Genomic DNA, 19,827 nt, shown 5'->3' with positions numbered 1-19,827 from the left:
GACCCCTAGCGGATCGCGCCAGAGGCGCGCAGCGCCTGCGCCTTTTCTGGATTGAACCACCAGATCGACAACTCGCCCATGCCATTGGGCGGCGGCGTGTCGGTATAGGGGCGCTCATACATGTCGAAATAGGCGATGTTATGCTCGCCCTTGTACCATTGCGGCACCCAGATATGCATCGCCCGCAGCACACGGTCCAAGGCCGAGACCGCTGTTTCAAGATCTTCGCGGCTGGTGGCATTCTCGATCGTCTTGATCAGCGAATCCACAGCCGGATTGTTCACTCCCGCAATGTTGTTCGACCCTTCCACATTGGCCGCCTCGCCACCGAAGATACCGCGCAATTCGATACCCGGTGTCTGGGACATCGCATAGCGGCGTGTGACGATATCGTAATCGAACTTCTTTTCGCGCTCTTGCGACTGGGCTGCATCCACGCGGGTATAGACAGCGTCAACACCAAGCCGACGCAGGTTTTCAACATAAGGATTGATGATCCGCTCGAAACTGGCACTGTCGTTCAAGACCTCGATGCGCAGACGCTGCCCCTGTTCATTCACACGGATGCCGTCTGCACCAACGGTCCAGCCTGCCTCCTCCAGCATCCGACCGGCCTGACGCAACGCACCGCGATCAGCGACATTGGACGTGTTCGATTCCGCGGGACTGAAGGCGGGTTCTGTAAACACGGTTTCGGGGATATCTGCACGCAGCGGTTCCAGCAGGGCCAGTTCCGCATCGGAGGGCATGCCTTCTGCCTGCATGGTCGAGTTTTCCCAAAAACTGTCGGTGCGGCTATAAATACCGTAGAACAGGCTTTCATTGGCCCATTCGAAGTTGAAAGCCATACCGATGGCCTCGCGCACCCGCGCATCTTCGAAAATCGGGCGGCGCAGGTTGAACCAGAACCCTTGCGTTCCAGCAGGGCGACCGTCGGGCAAGGTTTCCACCTTCACCGCGCCGCTTTGCACCGCCGGAAAATCATAGCCTGTGGCCCAAAGCAGCGACAGGAATTCCTCGCGATACATATAGGCCCCGCCCTTGAACGCCTCGAATGCCGAGGTGTAATCGGCGAAATATTCCACCTGCAGGATATCGAAGTTGTTCTGGCCGACAGTCACATTCAGATCCCGCGCCCAGTAGTCGTCGCGCCGCTTGTAGCTGACGGACCGGCCCGGTTCGACGCGGTTCAGCAGATATGGCCCTGATCCCAGCGGCGGTTCCAGCGACGATTCAGCGAAATCGCGGCTCTCGTAATAGGCACGCGAAAAGATCGGCAAGCCTGCCGCGCTCATCGCCAGTTCCCGCAAGGCCCCATCGGGGTTGAAGGTGAATTTGACAGTGTGCTCGTCGATCGCCTCGACCGATTTGAAATCCTTGAACAGCACTTGGTAGGACGGTCTGCCTTTGTCGCGAAGGACTTCGAAGCTGAACACCACGTCATCCGCAGTCACAGGGGTCCCATCGGAAAACTGCGCCTCGGGGCGCATGTAGAAGGTCGCCCATTCCCTGCTTGCGGGATATTCGATCGTGTGTGCGATCAAGCCGTACATCGCGTCAGGCTCGTCCAGCGATCCCGTCATCAGCGTGTCGAAAAACAACGTCGAGAGAGAGGCCGCGTTTCCCTTGAGGATGAAAGGCGTCAGACTGTCGAAAGTCCCGAAACCCCATGTCGAGAAGGTCCCGCCCTTGGGGGCCTCGGGATTCACATAGTCGAAATGCGCGAAGCCTTCTGGATATTTGAGATCACCAAATGTCGAAATACCATGAGCACGGGTCGTCGGCTCTTGGGATCTGACCGGAGCCAAAGCGGCCAACCACATCATCGCGGCAAGACCAAGCATCACAAGGGTTGACCCGAACACGGTCAAAAGGGGTTGGGCGGTGCGCGCGGCGGCGCTGTTGCGGGGCCGGTTCAAGTGCTCATCCTCCTGTTGGTGTGGTCGGGCTTTTCCGACCTTATATGACATTTAAGCTAAAGGGCGCGCAGGGCCATGTTCAAGTTGAGATTAGGTGATCTTTCCGTGATCGCCTTGTATCGGGCCATTTACACAGCAAAAAGGCCGCCGGTGCAGCGCAACGACGGCCTTTGTGGGTATTTCATAGCCGGTGATGGCCCTATCAGTTGTCGACGCTGTCAAGATAGGCGATCAGGTCGGCACGATCCTGCGCGTCGCGCAGACCTGCGAATGCCATCGAGGTGCCGGGGGCATAGCCGCGGGGATTCTCGAGGAAAGCGAACAGGTTTTCAGGTGTCCATGCTTCTGCAGCGTCCAAGGCACCGGAATATCCGAAACCGTCAACCGAGGCTTTGTCACGACCGACAACACCATAAAGGTGCGGGCCTGTTCCATTGGCACCGTCTTCCACTTTGTGGCAGGCGGCGCATTTGTTGAACTGGCGCGCACCGCGTCCCAGATCGGCCGACGCCAGAAGCTCGTCCAAGCTGACTTCTTCCGCAACCTCAACCTCTTCTTCCGCGCCTGTGTCGATCACATAGGCTTGCTGAACATCGCCATGACCGCCCATATGATAAAGTTCTTCCGCGCCCCATTTGGCCAGAAGGAAAATCAGCAGGGCTCCGCAGAATGCACCCAAGGTCTTTGTGAAGGTCATCGTGTCAAGCATGTGTCGCCCGTCCGTTCAATCGAATTACATTTGGTCGCTGTCCGGCGGTTATCTATTGCTTCCCCTTCTGTCTGGCAAGGTATACTTACCGCGACCAAACGCCCGATGCGATGAAAAGTGACCCGAATTCGACAGGAAATGACTGCATGACTAATCGTATTGCCTTTCAAGGTGATCTTGGGGCCTATTCGCACGAAGCCTGCGTTGCAGCGCGTCCCGACATGGAAGCCCTGCCCTGCCGCACCTTTGAAGACGTAATCGACGCGGTCAAATCCGGACGTGCCGTGATGGCGATGCTGCCGGTCGAAAATTCGACCTATGGCCGTGTCGCCGACATTCACCGGCTCTTGCCGGAATCGGGTTTGCACATCGTTGACGAAGTTTTTGTGAGGGTCCGCATCTGCCTGATGGCACGTCCCGGCATCAACCTGTCCGATATCAGAAAGGTACGCGCGCATCTGGTGCTAATCCCGCAGGCGCGGGCCTTTCTCGAAAAGCACGGCATCACCGCCGAAGCCGCCGCAGACAGTGCGGGGGCTGCTGCCGAACTGGCACGGGGCGGGGCCGCGCATGAGGGCGTTCTGGCCAGTGAGCTTGCAGCCAATATTCACGGGCTCGAAGTTCTGGCCCGCGATATCGAGGATCACGGGCACAACACAACCCGCTTTTTGCTCATGGCACCGCAGGCCGATCTGTCCCGCAGGTCGGATCACATGATGACGACTTTCGTGTTTCAGGTCCGCAACATTCCCGCAGCACTTTATAAGGCGATGGGCGGTTTTGCTACAAACGGGGTGAACATGACCAAGCTGGAAAGCTACATGGTCGGCGGGTCATTTACCGCAACGCAGTTCTATGCCGATATCGAGGGCCATCCCGACGACGAGAATGTGCGCCTCGCGCTTGAGGAATTGCGCTATTTCACAAATGTCCTCAGCATATTGGGCGTCTATCCGGCCGATCCCAAACGCTTCTAGGTCCAAGGCGGTTTCAGGCGCCGGAAAGGAATTCGATGAAAGTGCATATACTTGACGACTGGTTCCACACGCTGGAGGGGTTGTCGTCTTTTGCAAAGATCGAGGGGCATGATGTCACCGTTTGGAGCGACCATGTCGAGGATGTCGACCTGCTGGCCGAAAGACTGTCTGAAGCCGAAGCCGTGGTGCTGTTTCGTGAACGGACGCCAGTCACGGCGGCATTGCTGGCGCGTTTGCCGCGACTGCGCCTGATATCTCAGCGCGGGCCTTATCCGCATGTGGATGTGGCCGCGTGTACTGCACAGGGCGTATTGCTGGCCTCGAACATGAGCGCAGGAATGCCGTCTTATGCGGCAGCCGAACTGACATGGGGGATGATCCTGTCCGCGATGCGACAGATACCGCAGCAGATGGCGTCATTGCGCGCAGGCGATTGGCAGATGGGCGTCGGGCGCACCTTGCGCGGTCGGCCGATAGGCTTGTACGGCTACGGTCGGATTTCGGGAGTGGTCGCAGGCTACGCAGCGGCGTTCGGCATGCAGGTCAGCATCTGGGGGTCCGAAGACGCGCGGCAGCGGGCAAAGTTCGACGGTCTGCATGTACCCGAAACGCGCGAGGCGTTTTTTGCGGGATGTGACGTCATCAGCCTGCATGTGAAACTGACACCGCAGACACGTGGCATCATCACTGCTGCAGATCTTGGCGTGATGCGAACAGGCTCGGTATTGGTGAATACATCGCGCTCTGGCTTGATAGAACAAGGTGCTTTGCTGGCGGGCTTGAATGCCGGACGCCCCGGCATGGCCGCGCTTGATGTTTTTGACACCGAGCCTTTGACCGATACGACCGACCCTTTGATGGCGCATCCGCATGTGATCTGCACGCCGCATATCGGCTATGTGACGGAAGACGAGTTGGATATGCAGTTCGGGGATATCTACGACCAGATCAACGCCTATGCGAAAGGCGCACCGATCCATCTGGTCAATCCTGAGGCGCAGCCCGCAAGCTGATCAAGGGCTACGCGTTCGACCGTTTGGCGCGCTCTTCCAGTTCGCGTGCGTAATCCGCCATCCGCAAATGGAATTTCTTGTTCAGGTTCGTGCGCGCCAGCTTGAGAGACTGCACCAGAAGCCTTGCCGAAATTGTGCGGGGTTTCAGATCAAGTTTGATGCTTAGACGGGTCCGGCCGCGCGACAGTGCCACCAGTTCTATTTTCAGTTCCGATTCCAGGCCTTGTGCAACCGAATGGAACAGCATCGCATGCGGTGGATCGAATTCCGTCAGCCGGATCTCAAGCTGGCGCTTGCGTCCCCGCGCCGTGAATGATGCGGACCATCCCATGCCAACAGCGGCTTTACGCAGCGAATCCGTGCGTTGGACATCCGCACCGCGGCGCAGCGCGGCACGCTCAAGCGCATCGAAATCGGTCACCTGTGCGAAAACCACCTCGATTGGGGCTTCTATGTCCTCTTTTGCCGAAAAATGCATCAGTGTTTACTCTTTAACCAGATGTGTCGGGACCATTCACAACATGCGCCCTCCCAGAAATTGCAACCTGATCCGGACACAGCAACCAGCGTTCATGGATCATCACCAATCCGCCCCGCGTCAAGAGGTACTGTCGCGTCATTCGAGCTTGTCCGCAAGCCAGTTGCTGAGAATGAAATGGGCAATAGCCCCTTTACGGGCTGGCAACAGCTTGGGATGGCGTCCGGCAAAGGCCTCTAGCATGTCGTCACGCGTGACCCACATCGCATCCTCAATTTCCAGTGGATCAATAGTGATCTCGCGGCTTGTCGCCTCGCCGCGACATCCCAGCATCAGGGACGACGGGAAAGGCCATGGCTGACTCCCCAGATAATCAACCTGCCCGACACGCACGCCTGCCTCCTCCCAGACTTCGCGCCGCACGGCCGCCTCGATAGTCTCGCCGGGTTCGATGAAACCGGCCAGCAGCGAATACATCCCCTCGGGCCAACCCGGAGAGCGCCCCATCAAAACCGAGTTTCCATGCGTGATCAGCATGATTACGACAGCATCGGTACGGGGAAAATGATGCGCCCCGCAGGATGAGCAATCGCGCTGCCAACCCGCCTTGGCCGATGCGCTGCGCGCGCCGCACACCGCGCAAAACCCATGGGTGGCGTGCCAATTCAACAGCGCACGCGCACTTGCCGCAAGCTCGGCGTCCCGCGGGCTGAGGCGCGTCATCACCGCACGAAGTTCCGCAAAACGGAAGGTTTCAGGAAGCGCAGGGTGGTGTTGTTCACTGCGGTCCAGAAAGCTGTTCAGAATAGCCGTGTCCTGATCCGGTGGTGTCCAACCTGCAAGATCCTGCGCGAAAACCGCCGCGCCATCTTCTTTGCCAAGAAAGAAATGATCCGGTGCGGTTTCGGCCAATAGCGGATGGTTTAACGGCAGACGGGCCAGCAAACGGCCTTTGGCTGTATCCTCTAGCAGGGGTTTTCCCCGCCAGAAAACAATCGCGCTACTGCGCGGATGGGTCTTGGCCAATTCAAGGGCAACAGGGTCGCCGCGCAATTCGGCAAACCGTTCCAGTCCCGATCCGCCAAATGTCACTGTTTCCGCAATCTTCATCCTGCGCCGCGCCTCTTTTCATATTCTTGCATCATTGGTTTCGAACCAGCTTGGCAAAACACTGGCATGCGCCGGAGGGAATGCAAAGCAGCCAAAGGCGAATAGTCTTATTTCTCTTTATAGTAGAAATTTTTATTGCTAAAATGTTCGGGCAAAGCCTTCCTGAAGACCTGTGAAAACCAGAATATACCAGACTGTAGTATCGGTAAAAAGTGACCCTGCCCGAAGCAACCGGCCTATATCGTCGGTACGCCAAAACGCAAACCACGCTTGATCTGCGCGTGATGCAGACAACAGATCTTCATGCTCATATCATGGCCTATGACTATCTGGCGGACCGCCCGTCCGACCGGACCGGTCTTGTGCGGCTGGCCAGCCTGATCAGATCCGCCCGCGCGGAACAGGCCAATACGATCCTGCTGGATACCGGAGACTTCCTGCAAGGCACCATTCTGGGCGATGTTCATGCAATGAGCAGAAAGGCGGGTACAAACGACACTCACCCGATGATCGCGGCCATGAACAGCCTTGGTTACGACGCAGGAACGCTGGGCAATCACGATTTCAACTACGGTCTGCCATTTCTGGTCGATACCCTGCAACAGGCCGAATTTCCTGTGGTCTGTGCCAATGTAGCCCGCAAACTGGGCGACACAGCCACCAACGATGCAACCCTTTTGCCGCCTTGGACCATTCTGGCGCGCAGGCTGCGTGACCAGTGCGGCAATTGGCAGGACCTCAAGATAGGAATCATCGGAGTGCTGCCGCCGCAGACAGAGATTTGGGAGCGGGCGCACCTTGAAGGACATCTGCACACGCGCGACATGCTCAAGGCTGCGCGCGGCCATTTGCCCGCCCTGCGCGCAGCCGGTGCGGATATCGTGATCCTTCTCAGCCATTCGGGTATCGCGCCTGACACGGGCATGAGGCGGACAGAAAACGCAGCGCTGCAACTTGCAGCCCTTTGCGATGTTGATGCGGTCCTTTGCGGCCACCAGCACCAGATGTTCCCCGGACCGGATTTCGAAGGGATCGCAGGCGTCGACACCAAGGCAGGCACATTGCATGGAAAACCCGCTGTAATGGCAGGGTTCTGGGGCTCACATCTTGGGGTGATCGACCTGAAACTGGCCAAAGACCATAACGGTTGGCAGATCATCAGCCATCGCAGCAACCTGCGTCCGATTTGTGACCCGCAGGCTGATGCAGGGCAAGGCCGGGCTTTGGTGGCCGACGATGGGACTGTCGCTGCATTGACGCTGGACGCGCATCACAGGACGCTCACCCATATGCGCCGCCTTGTGGGACATAGCAGCAAACCTCTCCACTCGTTCTTTGCTCTTGTGGCCGATGATCCCTCGCTGCAACTGGTGGCCGAGGCGCAACGCGTCCGCGTTGCCAAGATTCTTGAAGGCACCACCTACGCGGATCTGCCGTTATTGTCCGCCGTCGCACCGTTCAAGGCTGGCGGTTTGGCCGGGCCCACGCATTTCACAGACGTCCCCGCTGGACCGCTTTGTATTCGCAATCTTGCCGATCTCTATCTTTTCCCGAACCGGTTGAGTGCTGTTACCGTGACGGGAACGGCCTTGATGGACTGGCTTGAACATGCCGCCGGACAGTTCTGCCTTATCCGCAAGGGAAAGCCCGACCAGATGCTGCGCGATGCAAGCTTTCCCTGCCACAACTTCGATGTGATCTGCGGGCTGCGTTACACGATCGACCCGTTTGTGCCGCCCCGCTTCGCGCCTGACGGACGGCTACAGCACCCTAATTCGCGACGGGTCCGCGATATCACATACGACAACCGGCCTGTTCAGCCCGACCAGACCTATGTGGTTGCCACCAACAACTACCGCGCGAATGGCGGTGGGTTTGCGTCCGCGGTGGCGATGACCGAAATCCGTCTGGATAGACCGCAAGGCCGAGGGTCCGAAACTATTCGCGCTGTCTTGGCCGACCATATTTCCCGACATTCGGTGATCACCCCAAGCACAACCCCTGTCTGGCGTTTCGTATCCGCCCCCGGCACAACGGCCCTGTTTGACAGCGCGCCGGCCGCTGCCGAAGCCCTGCATGATCTGACCGGTGTGCGAATTGAAAGCGCAGGCCCCGGCCCCAATGGGTTCATGCGTTTCCGGCTGTATTTCTGAAGACACCTGGCTGAAGGCGTCGGGTGCAAAGGTGATCTTGCGAATCCCGCACCCCGGTCCTATATGGAGGGCGAGAGGTTGGCGCGGGCAGGCACCTCGCCAACCCGGTCAGGTCCGGAAGGAAGCAGCCGTAACGAGCCCCGCTTGGGTCGTTGTCCAGCCTCTCACCCTACCCAACTGCAGGAAGAACAGGTCTCGCCCCTTGCGCGGGATGGCGAAACAGGCCAAGCATTTAGGCTTATCCACATCCGCCAAGAAAGCCTCTGATGCCAGCAGACACCCCCCGGAACGAGACCGTCAACGATGCTGTGACGCTGACCGATCTGGGCTGGTCCGATGCTGTCGCCGTCGCATGCGCCGGTGAGGATGCCGAGGGCCTTATCCCGATGCGGGTCGTTTCTGTGCAGCGTGCCATTGCGACCGGTCTTGACGCGGCAGGTGAGCGGCCGCTGGGGTTTCCACCGGAACTGCGCGCAGGCGGTCTGGCCGTTGGCGATTGGGTTCTCGTCGATCCCGATACCGGCCGCATCGCCAAAGTGCTGGAGCGTCAGTCCCTGCTGAGCCGTCGCGCTGCCGGTGTCGAGGCGAAGCCTCAACTGCTTGCCGCCAATGTGGATACGCTTTTTATTACGACTTCGTGCAATGCCGATTTCAATCCAGCCCGGCTGGAGCGCTATTTGGTTCTGGCACTGGATGCGGGTGTGGCCCCCGTGATCATTCTGACGAAAACCGACCAGACCGATGATGTGCAGGATTATGTCGCGCAAGCCCGTGCCCTTTCCGACAAACTAGCAGGCGTGATTGCCCTCAATGCCAAAGACCCCCTGCAGGTGGCCAAGCTGTCGGACTGGTGCGGGACGGGAAAAACCGTAGCCTTCGTAGGATCGTCCGGTGTGGGAAAATCCACGCTGATCAACGCGCTGACCGGTAGCGGGCAAGCCACCGCCGATATGCGGCAGGACGATGCAAAGGGACGCCACACAACCACAGCACGATCCTTGCACCTGATGCAGAACGGCGGGCTTGTGATCGACATGCCGGGCATGCGTGAATTGGGTCTGCATGACGTGGCGGGAGGCATTGACGAGTTATTCGACGATATCACCGCCCTGACCAGCCAGTGCAAATTCCGCGATTGCAGCCATCGCGCAGAGCCGGGTTGCGCGGTGCAGGCAGCAATTGCAGCAGGCCAGCTTGACGCGGCACGGCTTGAGCGCTGGCGCAAACTGAAATCCGAAGACAGTCTTAATACGACCTCGATGACGGTCAGCCGCCGCCGCGCCCGCGCGCTCAGCCGCGCCCATGCAGCCGAACAGACGGCCAACCGGAACGCCAAAGGCAACAAGCCGCCCCGAAAGACCTGACGCAGCTTCAGGTTATGCTGTCAGGCTGGTTCGATCTACCAAATGACGTCAGTTGCGTGCCTTGCGCTTGCGCGATAAGGCCCAGTCCATCTGCGCCTGGGTTTCAATCGCGCAGGGTCGCACGTGGCGCAACCTCTCCAGTGCCTCGGCGGGTTTCTCACCTGCCTCGATCATCAGGCGCAGCGCGATCATACCGGACCGGCCACAGCCTCCTTTGCAATGAACCAGAATCCGACCGCCACCTGACAAGGCAAACAGTGCGTGCTTGCTGACCGATGCCCAACCTGCGGTCACATTGGCATCCGGCACACCGAAATCCGTAATCGGCAAATGCACCCATCGCGCGCCACGCTCCTGCATGTCCTGACCCAGAGTGTCCGAGCCGCTTTCGACCATCTCGGATCGCGTTGTCAGACTGATCACAAGCGCGGGCTGCCATTCGCGCAGATGTTCCAGATCACCGGCATAGTCACCCTGCCGACCGGGCATCGGGGCAATGGCCAGTATGCCACCCGCCACGGGCAAGGCATGAATGACAAGATCGGACATGTCAGAGCGTCCTTGCCCCGAATGTATCACAGCGCGCGATCTCGCCGCTGTCATAGCCGATGCCGAACCATCTTGCCCGCTGCGCGCTGGTGCCATGCGTGAAGGTGTGGGGCTGCGGCACCCTGCCCGCACGGGCTTGCAGGCGGTCATCGCCGATCATCCGCGCCGCGTTCAGCGCTTCCTCCAGATCCCCCGGCTCCAGCAATCCGCCCACGGCACTGGCCCAGACCCCTGACAGACAATCGGCCTGCAATTCCAACCGCACTGTCAGGGCGTTCCCCTCGGCCGTGCTAGCCGCCTGACGGGCACGGTGGACCTGCCCCAGAACACCAAGCTCGTTCTGGATGTGATGGGCCACCTCATGCGCGATCACATAGGCCGCAGCAAAATCCCCCTTAGCCCCCAACTCACGTGACAGGGTCGCAAAAAATTCGGTATCCAGATAGGCCTTGCGATCCGCCGGACAGTAAAAAGGCCCTGTCGCACCGGATGCACCACCACAGGGGCTTTGCGTGACGCCCGAATACAGCACCAGCACCGGCGGGCGGTAGGCGCGACCTGCCTGCTCCGGCATGACATGCCCCCAGACCTGTTCTGTGGTGGCCAATACGCGCGCCGTAAAATCCGCCGCGTGATTCTCGGCCTCGGTCGGCGCGCGCTGAGCAATCTGGCCGCGCCGATCCTGACCCTGCAAGAGCGGGGTTACATCGATCCCCGCAAAGTACCCGATCGCCAGCACCAACAGCAGACCAATGCCGCTTAACCCGGCCTTGCCACTGGCACTGCGGCCCTGACCGCGCCGGTCCTCGATATTGCGGCTGCCCCGCACCCCTTTGAGTTTCATGGTCGATCCCCCCCGGAACCCAGCCTGACTGGACCAGACTACACCAAAGACAGCCTGCGAAAAGCCTGCAAATCACGGGGTCGCGTCTGGACGTGGAAGGTCCGATTGCCTAGGTTGGTGTCTGATCCCTGACTTTGAGGCAGCATGACCCAGACCCCAGTTACCGGCTACCGCGTTCTGGCCCGCAAATACCGGCCCGAAACCTTTGCCGATCTGGTCGGTCAGGATGCGATGGTCCGCACCCTTCGCAATGCTTTTGCAGCAGACCGCATCGCGCAGGCCTTCATTATGACGGGCATCCGTGGCACCGGCAAGACAACCACCGCACGGATCATCGCCAAGGGCATGAACTGCATTGGACTGGATGGCACCGGCGGGCCAACCACCGATCCTTGCGGACAATGCGAACATTGCACCGCGATCATGGAAGGCCGCCATGTCGATGTGATGGAAATGGACGCTGCCTCGCGCACAGGCGTGGGAGACATCCGCGAGATCATCGAAAGCGTGCATTACCGTGCCGCCTCCGCCCGCTACAAGATCTACATCATCGACGAGGTGCATATGCTTTCGACCAGCGCGTTCAACGCGTTGCTCAAGACGTTGGAAGAGCCGCCCGAGCATGTGAAGTTCATCTTTGCCACTACCGAAATCCGCAAAGTGCCGGTCACTGTCCTGTCGCGGTGCCAGCGGTTCGATCTGCGCCGGATCGAACCGGAAGTGATGATCGCCCTTCTCCGCAAGATCGCGGGCGCAGAGACAGCGCAAATCACCGATGACGCGCTCGCCCTAATCACGCGCGCCGCCGAAGGCTCGGCCCGCGATGCGACGTCGTTGCTGGATCAGGCGATATCGCATGGCGCAGGCGAAACCACCGCAGATCAGGTGCGTGCGATGCTGGGGCTAGCCGACCGGGGCCGCGTTTTGGACCTGTTCGACATGATCATGCGCGGCGATGCGGGTGGTGCGCTGGCTGAACTGGGCGCGCAATATGCAGACGGGGCCGATCCGATGGCCGTGCTGCGCGATCTGGCCGAAGTGACGCATTGGATCTCTGTGGTCAAAATCACGCCTGATGCGGCCGAGGACCCAACCGTTGGTCCAGATGAAAGGGCGCGCGGCCAGACAATGGCCGAAGGCCTGCCGCTGCGCGCGCTGGCTCGTATGTGGCAGATGCTGCTCAAGGCGCTGGACGAGGTGGCGCAGGCCCCCAACGCGATGATGGCCGCCGAAATGGCCGTGATCCGCCTGACCCATGTGGCCGACCTGCCTACACCGGAAGAACTGGTCCGCAAACTGCCGGACTTGCCGATGCCCTCTCCAACGCCTCCGGGCGGCCCGTCAGGGGGCGGCATGGCCGGCGGCAACTCCGCAGGTGCTGAAACCGGCGCCTATGGCGCCGCGCGCTCAGGCGGCGATACAGGCCATGGTGGCGCGGTTCAGGCACTGGCACTGGACGCCGAGCAGGCGCTGGCGCGATTTCCGACCTTTGAACATGTCGTCGACCTGATCCGCACCAACCGCGATGTAAAACTGCTGGTCGAGGTTGAGACCGGCCTGCAACTGGCGGCCTACCGTCCCGGACGGATCGAATTCGTGCCCACCGCCGATGCGGCAGGCGATCTGGCGCAGCGTCTGGGACAGCGCTTGCAACTCTGGACAGGCAACCGCTGGGCCGTCACGGTCGTGAACGCAGGCGGCGCCCCCACGATCGCGGCTTCACGCGATGCGGCCGAGGCCGACCTTAAGGCGCAAGCCAGCGCGCATCCGATGGTCCAAGCCGTCCTGACAGCCTTTCCCAAAGCGCGCATTACCGAAATCCGGACACCCGACAAACTGGCCGCTGAAGCCGAGGCGCAGGCCCTGCCCGAAGTCGAGGATGAATGGGACCCGTTCGAAGATGACTGAACGGACCGCAAGCGACAATCAACAAGGAGAGTAAGACATGCTCAAAGGATTAGGCGGGCTTGGCGACATGGCCAAGATGATGAAGGCCGCGCAGGACATGCAGCAAAAGATGGCTGACCTGCAGGAAGAAATGCAGCAGATGACCGTCACCGGCGAGTCCGGGGCCGGTCTTGTGAAGGCCACCTGCACCGTCAAGGGAGAGTTGAAAGGGCTGGATATCGATCCGTCGATCTTTTCAGCCGATGACAAGGAAGTGGTCGAGGATCTGATCCTTGCCGCGATCAAGGACGCGCAGGGGCGCGCCGCGGAAAAGGCACAGGAAGAGATGGGCAAACTGACCGAAGGCCTGGGTTTGCCTAAGGACATGAAGCTTCCCTTCTAACCGGATACGGCGCCTGTTTCATCTTGTACCTAATACTTACGCAACCTTTCAGACTTAGACCGGACCTTTCCGAATGAGCGCGACCCGCGAGATCGACGCCCTGATCGACATGATGGCCAAGCTGCCGGGGCTTGGCCCGCGGTCCGCGCGACGTGCCGTGCTGCACCTGATCCGCAAACGCAGCCTTCTGATGACGCCGCTGTCCGATCTGATGCAAAGGGTGGCGGCCTCGGCGCGGGAATGTCTGAACTGCGGCAATATCGGTACGGCGGATATCTGCGACATCTGCGCGTCAGAGAAACGCGCGAACGGGATGATCTGCGTAGTCGAGGATGTGGCCGACCTTTGGGCGATGGAACGATCTGGCGTTTTCAAGGGGCGTTATCACGTCTTGGGTGGCACCCTCTCGGCGCTGGATCAGGTCGGCCCAGAACAGTTGCGAATCCCGCGTCTGATCGACCGTGTCGATAGCGAGGCGGTCACCGAGGTCATCCTTGCACTGAATGCCACGGTCGACGGGCAGACCACGGCCCACTACATCGCCGACCAGCTTGAAGGGCGCGTGACACTGACATCGCTGGCGCAGGGTGTGCCGATCGGGGGAGAGTTGGACTATCTGGATGACGGCACGATCACCGCAGCACTGAATGCGCGGCGAAAGGTCTGATGACATCACAACCTACCGCTGCGATTGTTAAAGCGGGCTGCTTTCAGGATATTTATTGCAAGCAGAAACAGATACGGGACGCTCTCAGTTAGGCAACGCCGCGTCCAGCGCCCACGCGGGCAATGTACGGCCCAAGGCAAGCTCAGCCCCCAGTCGCCCCAATTCGTCACTGCATTTGGCAGCCCTGCCGCAGCCGCCGACCGCCACGGACAATCGCGGGCTGAGGCGTTCCAGAGCGGGGATGTTTTGCGGGGTGAAGGTTGTCACGCAGGGTTGCACATGACGCGAGATAATCCGCAGATCGGGCATACGGGCGCGCACCTGTGCCTCCAGCATCTGCCCCACGGCGGGATTTCCGCCGGACCGGAACCAGTCCTTGGTTGCCGCTGTATCCGGCAGGACGACATCCACCACGTCGCCGCCCATCTTGAGATAGGTCCGCCCGTCGGGATAGCGGATCGGCGGCAAGAGATAGGGATCATTCCCGTCCGGTTCCAGCCAGATGAGAGATGGCATCGCCGACAGGCGGGCCGCCTCGGCTGTGTCAATCTCCATCAGGACGACAGTGCGGGCAAAAACAGTCAGCGGCAAAGGCGTTGCGAGAACGGAATTGGCGAAACCACCTGCGGCCACCAGCACCTGGTTGACCAGAACCGTACCCTGATCGGTCCGGATCGAGACACCATCCGCGGTCTCGTCCAAACCCAGCACGGTATCCGGCAAAAAACGCGCACCTGCCTTGCGTGCAAGGCTGATCTGGGCACGAACCAAAGCGCGCGGATTGATGTATCCCGCGCCCTGTGTCTCGTGCAGGGCCAAGGTTCCGTCGCCAAAACGGAAAAAGGGAAAGCGTGACGCCAGTGCTGCATCCTGCAGCGACTCGCAGGGAATATCATCCTGCTTCTGAACGTCGCACAGGCGGGTGATATAGGGGCTGGTCTTGTCCCCTGCCAGAACGGTGCCGACCTCGTGAAAGAACAACACGCGGCTATCCGCCTCGATCTGGCGGTAGCGGGCGATACTGGCGCGACTGACCCTGCTCCAGAATGGCCAAGGGTCCAGCGCCCGTGTGATCCTGCCCTCGTCGTAATGGCTGGCAAAGACACCGTTATGCCGGATCTTGTCTTGAGGTTCGGGTGGACCGACAAGCACCACCTGATGCCCGGCCTGCGCCAGATGGCGCGCCGCTGCAGCACCAATCATCCCTGCACCGACAACTGCAATGACCAAGGTCCGCTCCTGTCCAGATCAGCGTTCAGAGTGCCTTTGGAGGACAGCGATGCCAAGTCTAATCCCGCGCGCGGATGTGAAAAAGCCCGGACACTTCGGCCCGGGCTTTTTGCTATTACCAGATGCTGGAAGAGCTTTAACGGCGTCCGCCCTTGTCATCCTCGTCCTCTTCATCATCGTCATTGCCTGGCAGATTGAAGAAGCTGTCTGCATCATATTTGATTTCGGGCTTGTCGTCCTCGTCGTCCTCACGCAGCGTGAAGCTTTCAAGACCCTCGATCGCTGTGGGCATGCGGGGCGCGTCCTCCATTCCGAGGGACTGCTCGGTGCTGACAAGCTTGCGGCGTTCGTCATCGCTCATCACGCCACCTTCGGCGGCGCGCTTGGCGGCAGCCTTCTGCACGACGGCATCCAGTTCGGACTGTTTGCAAAGGCCAAGGGCGACCGGATCAATCGGCGAGATGTTCCCGATGTTCCAATGTGTACGCTCGCGAATCGCCTGAATGGTCGGCTTGGTCGTGCCGACAAGCTTGCCGATCTGCCCATCCGTCAGTTCGGGATGGAACTTGACCAGCCAGTAGATCGCAGCAGGCCGATCCTGACGTTTGCTGAGCGGTGTATAGCGCGGACCCCGGCGGGTTTCCTCGCCGACAGCGGCGGGGTTGAACTTGAGCTTCAGCTTGTGCAGCGGGTTCGACTGACCCTTCTCGATCTCGTCCTGAGTCAACTGGTTATTGGCCACGGGGTCAAACCCCTTGACCCCGGCGGCGACATCGCCATCTGCGATACCTTGCACTTCAAGCTCGTGCATTCCGGTGAAGTCAGCGATCTGTTTGAAGGTCAGCGTGGTATTGTCCACCAGCCAGACGGCTGTTGCCCTGGCCATGATCGGTTTGGTCATGTCATCATCTCCTTGACCCGAATGCGACCCCGGACGGCAAATCTTTCCCGCTGCCTGAAAAGGCTGCCCTTGGTGGGGGCGGGTTACCGTTGTCGGGGAACTTGGATGTCATATAGTAGAGAAGCCACGCCAAGAAAAGCCCGAATGCGCCCAACCTGACCCAGACTATGATTGGAGCCTGATTTGCCTTTACTGTTTCGGTTGCTCCGGTCCGCGATCACAACCCTGTTCCTGCTCTTTGCCGGCGCACTGACAGCAGAGGCCGAGAGGCCCGGGGAGTTCAATTACTATGTCATGGCGTTAAGCTGGTCCCCGAACTGGTGCGCGTTGGAAGGCGATGCGCGCAGATCACCGCAATGCCGCGAGGATAGCGGGCATGGCTGGACGCTGCATGGCCTCTGGCCGCAATACCATCGCGGTTGGCCCAGCTATTGCCGGACAACCGAACCGCAACCGACGCCTGCCATGACGCAAGCCATGTCTGATATCATGGGCACATCGGGGCTGGCATGGCACCAGTGGCGCAAACACGGGGTTTGCAGCGGCCTTACCGCACGGGGCTATTTCGACCTGTCGCGGAAAGCCTATGACAGCATTACCCGCCCCATTATCTTTCGCAGGTTAGACAAGCCTGTGCGCCTGCCTGCACGTCTGATCGAGGAAGCATTCCTGAAGGACAATCCGGAACTGGAACCTGACATGTTTACCGTCACATGCCGCGACGGTCGCATTCAGGAGGCAAGGATATGTCTTTCAAAAGCACTTGATCCGGTGCCTTGCGGTCGCGACGTCCAGCGGGATTGCACGCTGCAGGACGCTTTGTTTGATCCGTTGCGCTAAGACGGTTTCGGATAAAGGGCTCAAAGCTTTCCGAGATTTCATTGAAACTACGGAAAGCTTTGAACAGGATCAGACCAGCAGGTCGTCCGGTGAGACACCGGATGTAACGGCGGCTTTGAACCATGCGGGCTGACGGCCTTTGCCGGTCCAGGTGATGCTGGCATCGTCGGGATGGCGGTATTTCGGAGCCGCAGCCTTGCGCTTGGCCTTGCCTTGCGGCGCGCCGGTCAATTCAGACAAGGAAAACCCCAGTTCGCGCGCTTTCACCTCAAGCTCGGCCAATGCGTGCGACTTCTGCCGCTCTTCAAATCCCTCGATGGCTTTTGCCACTTTCTTTTGCAGGGACTTCAGTTCGGGCAGGGTCATTTCTTCCAGGTTGATTTGTGTCATTTCGATTCATCCATTCAATCAAAGACTGTTCTACGCTCAACAACCAAGCCCCCATCCAGAACAGGAGAATAAGTCGAGAATGTGCAGGACAATACAGATTCAATTGCAGAAGACAAATTGAATTTGAAGAACAAGCCCAGTTTAGGAAAGAAATAAGTTTCCTATAAAGCAATCATCCGATGGGTTTTCGGACTTTGGATTACAGAAGTTTATTGTGATTATACGGTTTATCTCAAAGCACCCGAACCGCGTTAGCGCAGGTAAACGCAAGAAAAGTAGGCGTTTATTAATTGTCTCGAAGAAAAAGAGGGAGGGGCAGAGTGCCCCTCCCTCTTTTTTACTGAAGAAAGATCGGGATGTTTACAGTTCGAGAATCGTGCTCCCTGTGGTCTGGCGCGCTTCAAGGGCCTGATGCGCCATAGCAACATCGGAAAGCGGAAAACGCTGATCAATACGGATGGCCACATCACCGGATTCAACTTTAGCGAATAGCTGCGCTGCCATTTCCTGACAGGTCAAGTGATCGCCGATATGCGTGTAAACGGTCGGGCGCGTCAATTTAAGCGATCCCTTAGCCCCCAAAATTCCAAGATCGAAGGGAGGCACTTTGCCGGAAGCGTTGCCAAAGGAAATCATCATTCCAAGCGGGCGCAAACTGTTCAAAGAGCCTTCGAAAGTATCTTTTCCAACGGCATCCATGACCACATCAACGCCTTTTCCATTCGTCAATTCACGAACCTTTGCGGCAAAATCACCGTCACGGTAATTCAGGCAATGGGTTGCGCCATGATCTAGGGCCAACTGGCATTTCTCGTCACTTCCGGCGGTGCCAATCAGCTTGATCCCCTCGGACCGCGCCCATTGGCAAGCAATCAGTCCAACCCCGCCAGCTGCGGCATGGAACAGAACCGTATCACCGCGCGACAAAGGAACCGTCCGGTGGAACAGGTAATTGACCGTCAGCCCCTTGAGCATCATGGCCGCACCCTGTTCGAAGGAAATCCCGTCAGGCAGCGGGCACACCTGTGCCGCAGGCATTACGCGCGCCTCGGTATAGGCACCCGGCGGTTGCGATGTATAGGCCGCGCGATCACCGACTTTCAGATGGGTGACCCCTTCACCGACGGCTTCGATGACACCTGCGGCTTCCATTCCCAAGGCATGCGGCAACGGCAGCGGGTAAAGCCCTGTCCGCTGGTAGACGTCGATGAAATTCAGCCCGCAGGCATGATGGCGAATGCGCACCTGCCCCGGATCGGGATCGCCTACAGCGCGATCCACAAGTTTCATCTTTTCAGGGCCGCCGAATTCTTCGATTACCACTGTCTTGGCCATGGTCGTCATTTGGGTTTCCTCTTCCCTTGGGGTCGCGCTTGTTTTGAGGATTACCGGCTGCTTACGCAACCTTGAGAACGATCTTGCCGATGTGACCGCTGGCTTCCATCCGTGCATGTGCGGCGGCGGCTTCCTCTAGCGGAAATTCGCTATCCATGACTGGCGCAACCAGACCTGATTCCAGCAAGGGCCAGACATCGGCAAGCAATGCATCGGCGATATGGGCTTTGGCCAGATCGCTCTGCGGGCGCAGGGTGCTGCCCGTCATGGTCAGGCGGCGGCGCATCAGATCGCTGAAATTCACCTCGACCTTGGCACCTTGCAGGAAAGCGATCTGGACCAGCCGTCCGTCATCGGCCAGCGCGCGGAAGTTGCGGGGGATGTAAAGCCCGCCCACCATATCAAGAATGAGATCAGCGCCACCTTCGGCGCGCATAACTTCGACAAAATCCTCCTCGCGGTAGATGATCGCGCGCTCGGCCCCCAAGTCCACGCAGGCGCGCGCTTTGTCAGCAGCCCCTACGGTGACAAACACCCTTGCACCGAATGCCTTGGCAAGCTGGATGGCCGTTGTTCCTATCCCGCTTGATCCACCATGGATCAGGAACCGCTCACCCGCTTTAAGGGCCCCGCGCTGGAAGACATTGGACCAGACGGTAAAGAAAGTCTCGGGTAAGCAGGCCGCCTGCTTGAGGTCCATGCCTTTGGGTACTGGCAAGCAATGTGCGGCAGGGGTGGCCACATATTCCGCATATCCGCCACCGGGCAACAGCGCGCAGACCTGATCGCCTACCTTCACCGTTGTGACGGCAGCGCCTATCGCCACCACCTCGCCCGCGCCTTCAAGTCCCGGCAAATCGCTGGCGGTCGGAGGCGGGGCATACATCCCCGCGCGCTGCAAGGCATCGGGGCGGTTCACACCAGCATAGGCTAGCTTGATCACCACCTGATCAGCCGCAGGTTTCGGCACAGGCCGCGAGCATAGGCGCAGAACGTCCGGCCCGCCGGGTTCGGTGATTTCAACAGCGCGCATCGTATCGGTCATAAGTCTTCCTTTT

General features: G+C 59.3%; 19 protein-coding genes and 1 other RNA gene. 9 read left to right on the top strand and 11 right to left on the bottom strand.

The features are described 5' to 3' along the window. Positions 1–5: 5 nt before the first annotated feature. The gene (locus tag K7H22_RS04670; protein ID WP_230799579.1) at positions 6–1,919 is read right to left on the bottom strand and encodes an extracellular solute-binding protein; all 1,914 of its coding nucleotides are present in this window, start codon (positions 1,917–1,919) and stop codon (positions 6–8) included. A gap of 202 nt (positions 1,920–2,121) precedes the next feature. After that, the gene (locus K7H22_RS04665; RefSeq protein WP_230799578.1) at positions 2,122–2,628 is read right to left on the bottom strand and encodes a c-type cytochrome; all 507 of its coding nucleotides are present in this window, start codon (positions 2,626–2,628) and stop codon (positions 2,122–2,124) included. Positions 2,629–2,774: 146 nt separating this feature from the next. Between K7H22_RS04665 and K7H22_RS04660 the strand changes: the two genes are divergently transcribed. Next, positions 2,775–3,605 (top strand): prephenate dehydratase, encoded by an 831-nt coding sequence (locus K7H22_RS04660; RefSeq protein WP_230799577.1) that lies wholly within the window; start codon positions 2,775–2,777, stop codon positions 3,603–3,605. Between the two features lie 35 nt (positions 3,606–3,640). Then, positions 3,641–4,618, top strand: a complete 978-nt coding sequence (locus K7H22_RS04655) for a D-2-hydroxyacid dehydrogenase family protein (protein ID WP_230799576.1) — start codon at positions 3,641–3,643, stop codon at positions 4,616–4,618. A 7-nt stretch (positions 4,619–4,625) separates the two neighbouring features. Here the strand turns inward: K7H22_RS04655 and K7H22_RS04650 are convergent, their stop codons facing one another. Together K7H22_RS04650 and nudC are read right to left on the bottom strand one after the other, a co-directional pair. Continuing rightward, positions 4,626–5,096 (bottom strand): SRPBCC family protein, encoded by a 471-nt coding sequence (locus tag K7H22_RS04650; RefSeq protein ID WP_230799575.1) that lies wholly within the window; start codon positions 5,094–5,096, stop codon positions 4,626–4,628. Between the two features lie 138 nt (positions 5,097–5,234). Continuing rightward, entirely contained in the window at positions 5,235–6,206 is a 972-nt protein-coding gene (nudC, locus tag K7H22_RS04645; protein WP_230799574.1) for an NAD(+) diphosphatase, read from the bottom strand. Between the two features lie 212 nt (positions 6,207–6,418). Between nudC and K7H22_RS04640 the strand changes: the two genes are divergently transcribed. From K7H22_RS04640 to rsgA, 3 genes are all read left to right on the top strand, one after another. Beyond that, positions 6,419–8,359, top strand: a complete 1,941-nt coding sequence (locus K7H22_RS04640) for a bifunctional 2',3'-cyclic-nucleotide 2'-phosphodiesterase/3'-nucleotidase (protein WP_330165830.1) — start codon at positions 6,419–6,421, stop codon at positions 8,357–8,359. Positions 8,360–8,430: 71 nt separating this feature from the next. Then, positions 8,431–8,529: signal recognition particle sRNA small type (ffs, locus tag K7H22_RS04635), an RNA gene on the top strand. Between the two features lie 96 nt (positions 8,530–8,625). Further along, complete coding sequence (gene rsgA / locus K7H22_RS04630; protein WP_230799573.1) at positions 8,626–9,723, top strand: ribosome small subunit-dependent GTPase A; 1,098 nt, start codon at positions 8,626–8,628, stop codon at positions 9,721–9,723. A 48-nt stretch (positions 9,724–9,771) separates the two neighbouring features. Here the strand turns inward: rsgA and K7H22_RS04625 are convergent, their stop codons facing one another. Continuing rightward, positions 9,772–10,272, bottom strand: a complete 501-nt coding sequence (locus K7H22_RS04625; RefSeq protein WP_230799572.1) for a protein-tyrosine phosphatase family protein — start codon at positions 10,270–10,272, stop codon at positions 9,772–9,774. Position 10,273: 1 nt separating this feature from the next. Next, on the bottom strand, positions 10,274–11,116 hold the full coding sequence (locus tag K7H22_RS04620; RefSeq protein ID WP_230799571.1) for a neutral zinc metallopeptidase: 843 nt from the start codon (positions 11,114–11,116) through the stop codon (positions 10,274–10,276). A gap of 144 nt (positions 11,117–11,260) precedes the next feature. Between K7H22_RS04620 and K7H22_RS04615 the strand changes: the two genes are divergently transcribed. From K7H22_RS04615 to recR, 3 genes are all read left to right on the top strand, one after another. Then, complete coding sequence (locus K7H22_RS04615) at positions 11,261–13,024, top strand: DNA polymerase III subunit gamma/tau (RefSeq protein WP_230799570.1); 1,764 nt, start codon at positions 11,261–11,263, stop codon at positions 13,022–13,024. A 37-nt stretch (positions 13,025–13,061) separates the two neighbouring features. Further along, a complete protein-coding gene (locus tag K7H22_RS04610) occupies positions 13,062–13,406 on the top strand; it encodes a YbaB/EbfC family nucleoid-associated protein (RefSeq protein ID WP_230799569.1) in 345 nt (114 codons plus the stop codon). A gap of 73 nt (positions 13,407–13,479) precedes the next feature. After that, positions 13,480–14,073, top strand: coding sequence for a recombination mediator RecR (recR, locus tag K7H22_RS04605; RefSeq protein ID WP_230799568.1), 594 nt, complete (start codon positions 13,480–13,482; stop codon positions 14,071–14,073). An 84-nt stretch (positions 14,074–14,157) separates the two neighbouring features. Here the strand turns inward: recR and K7H22_RS04600 are convergent, their stop codons facing one another. Both K7H22_RS04600 and K7H22_RS04595 read right to left on the bottom strand, forming a co-directional pair. Then, the gene (locus K7H22_RS04600; protein WP_230799567.1) at positions 14,158–15,303 is read right to left on the bottom strand and encodes an FAD-dependent oxidoreductase; all 1,146 of its coding nucleotides are present in this window, start codon (positions 15,301–15,303) and stop codon (positions 14,158–14,160) included. 136 nt (positions 15,304–15,439) lie between these two features. Further along, positions 15,440–16,204 (bottom strand): DUF1013 domain-containing protein, encoded by a 765-nt coding sequence (locus tag K7H22_RS04595; RefSeq protein WP_230799566.1) that lies wholly within the window; start codon positions 16,202–16,204, stop codon positions 15,440–15,442. 192 nt (positions 16,205–16,396) lie between these two features. Here K7H22_RS04595 and K7H22_RS04590 point away from each other — a divergent pair, with 192 nt between their 5' ends. After that, a complete protein-coding gene (locus K7H22_RS04590; protein ID WP_419248148.1) occupies positions 16,397–17,044 on the top strand; it encodes a ribonuclease T2 family protein in 648 nt (215 codons plus the stop codon). Between the two features lie 69 nt (positions 17,045–17,113). On the opposite strand, the gene K7H22_RS04585 is transcribed toward K7H22_RS04590, so the two are convergent. From K7H22_RS04585 to K7H22_RS04575, 3 genes are all read right to left on the bottom strand, one after another. Continuing rightward, the gene (locus K7H22_RS04585) at positions 17,114–17,434 is read right to left on the bottom strand and encodes an H-NS family nucleoid-associated regulatory protein (protein ID WP_230799565.1); all 321 of its coding nucleotides are present in this window, start codon (positions 17,432–17,434) and stop codon (positions 17,114–17,116) included. A gap of 360 nt (positions 17,435–17,794) precedes the next feature. Then, positions 17,795–18,778 (bottom strand): quinone oxidoreductase family protein, encoded by a 984-nt coding sequence (locus K7H22_RS04580; protein WP_230799564.1) that lies wholly within the window; start codon positions 18,776–18,778, stop codon positions 17,795–17,797. 52 nt (positions 18,779–18,830) lie between these two features. Next, on the bottom strand, positions 18,831–19,814 hold the full coding sequence (locus K7H22_RS04575; RefSeq protein WP_230799563.1) for an NAD(P)H-quinone oxidoreductase: 984 nt from the start codon (positions 19,812–19,814) through the stop codon (positions 18,831–18,833). Positions 19,815–19,827 lie beyond the last annotated feature (13 nt).

Source organism: Seohaeicola saemankumensis (genome assembly GCF_021021435.1).
Lineage (GTDB): Bacteria > Pseudomonadota > Alphaproteobacteria > Rhodobacterales > Rhodobacteraceae > Seohaeicola.
Note: the sequence above shows the minus strand (reverse complement) of the source record. Positions and strands in the feature narration are given on the sequence as shown.

Excerpts from the sequence above, each read along its gene's own strand:
- nudC (WP_230799574.1), bottom strand. The coding sequence starts at position 6,206 with ATGAAGATTGCGGAAACAGTGACATTTGGCGGATCGGGACTGGAACGG.
- K7H22_RS04595 (WP_230799566.1), bottom strand. The coding sequence starts at position 16,204 with ATGACCAAACCGATCATGGCCAGGGCAACAGCCGTCTGGCTGGTGGAC.
- K7H22_RS04650 (WP_230799575.1), bottom strand. The coding sequence starts at position 5,096 with ATGCATTTTTCGGCAAAAGAGGACATAGAAGCCCCAATCGAGGTGGTT.
- K7H22_RS04580 (WP_230799564.1), bottom strand. The coding sequence starts at position 18,778 with ATGACGACCATGGCCAAGACAGTGGTAATCGAAGAATTCGGCGGCCCT.
- K7H22_RS04665 (WP_230799578.1), bottom strand. The coding sequence starts at position 2,628 with ATGCTTGACACGATGACCTTCACAAAGACCTTGGGTGCATTCTGCGGA.
- K7H22_RS04620 (WP_230799571.1), bottom strand. The coding sequence starts at position 11,116 with ATGAAACTCAAAGGGGTGCGGGGCAGCCGCAATATCGAGGACCGGCGC.
- rsgA (WP_230799573.1), top strand. The coding sequence starts at position 8,626 with ATGCCAGCAGACACCCCCCGGAACGAGACCGTCAACGATGCTGTGACG.
- recR (WP_230799568.1), top strand. The coding sequence starts at position 13,480 with ATGAGCGCGACCCGCGAGATCGACGCCCTGATCGACATGATGGCCAAG.
- K7H22_RS04660 (WP_230799577.1), top strand. The coding sequence starts at position 2,775 with ATGACTAATCGTATTGCCTTTCAAGGTGATCTTGGGGCCTATTCGCAC.
- K7H22_RS04575 (WP_230799563.1), bottom strand. The coding sequence starts at position 19,814 with ATGACCGATACGATGCGCGCTGTTGAAATCACCGAACCCGGCGGGCCG.
- K7H22_RS04655 (WP_230799576.1), top strand. The coding sequence starts at position 3,641 with ATGAAAGTGCATATACTTGACGACTGGTTCCACACGCTGGAGGGGTTG.
- K7H22_RS04615 (WP_230799570.1), top strand. The coding sequence starts at position 11,261 with ATGACCCAGACCCCAGTTACCGGCTACCGCGTTCTGGCCCGCAAATAC.
- K7H22_RS04585 (WP_230799565.1), bottom strand. The coding sequence starts at position 17,434 with ATGACACAAATCAACCTGGAAGAAATGACCCTGCCCGAACTGAAGTCC.
- K7H22_RS04625 (WP_230799572.1), bottom strand. The coding sequence starts at position 10,272 with ATGTCCGATCTTGTCATTCATGCCTTGCCCGTGGCGGGTGGCATACTG.
- K7H22_RS04610 (WP_230799569.1), top strand. The coding sequence starts at position 13,062 with ATGCTCAAAGGATTAGGCGGGCTTGGCGACATGGCCAAGATGATGAAG.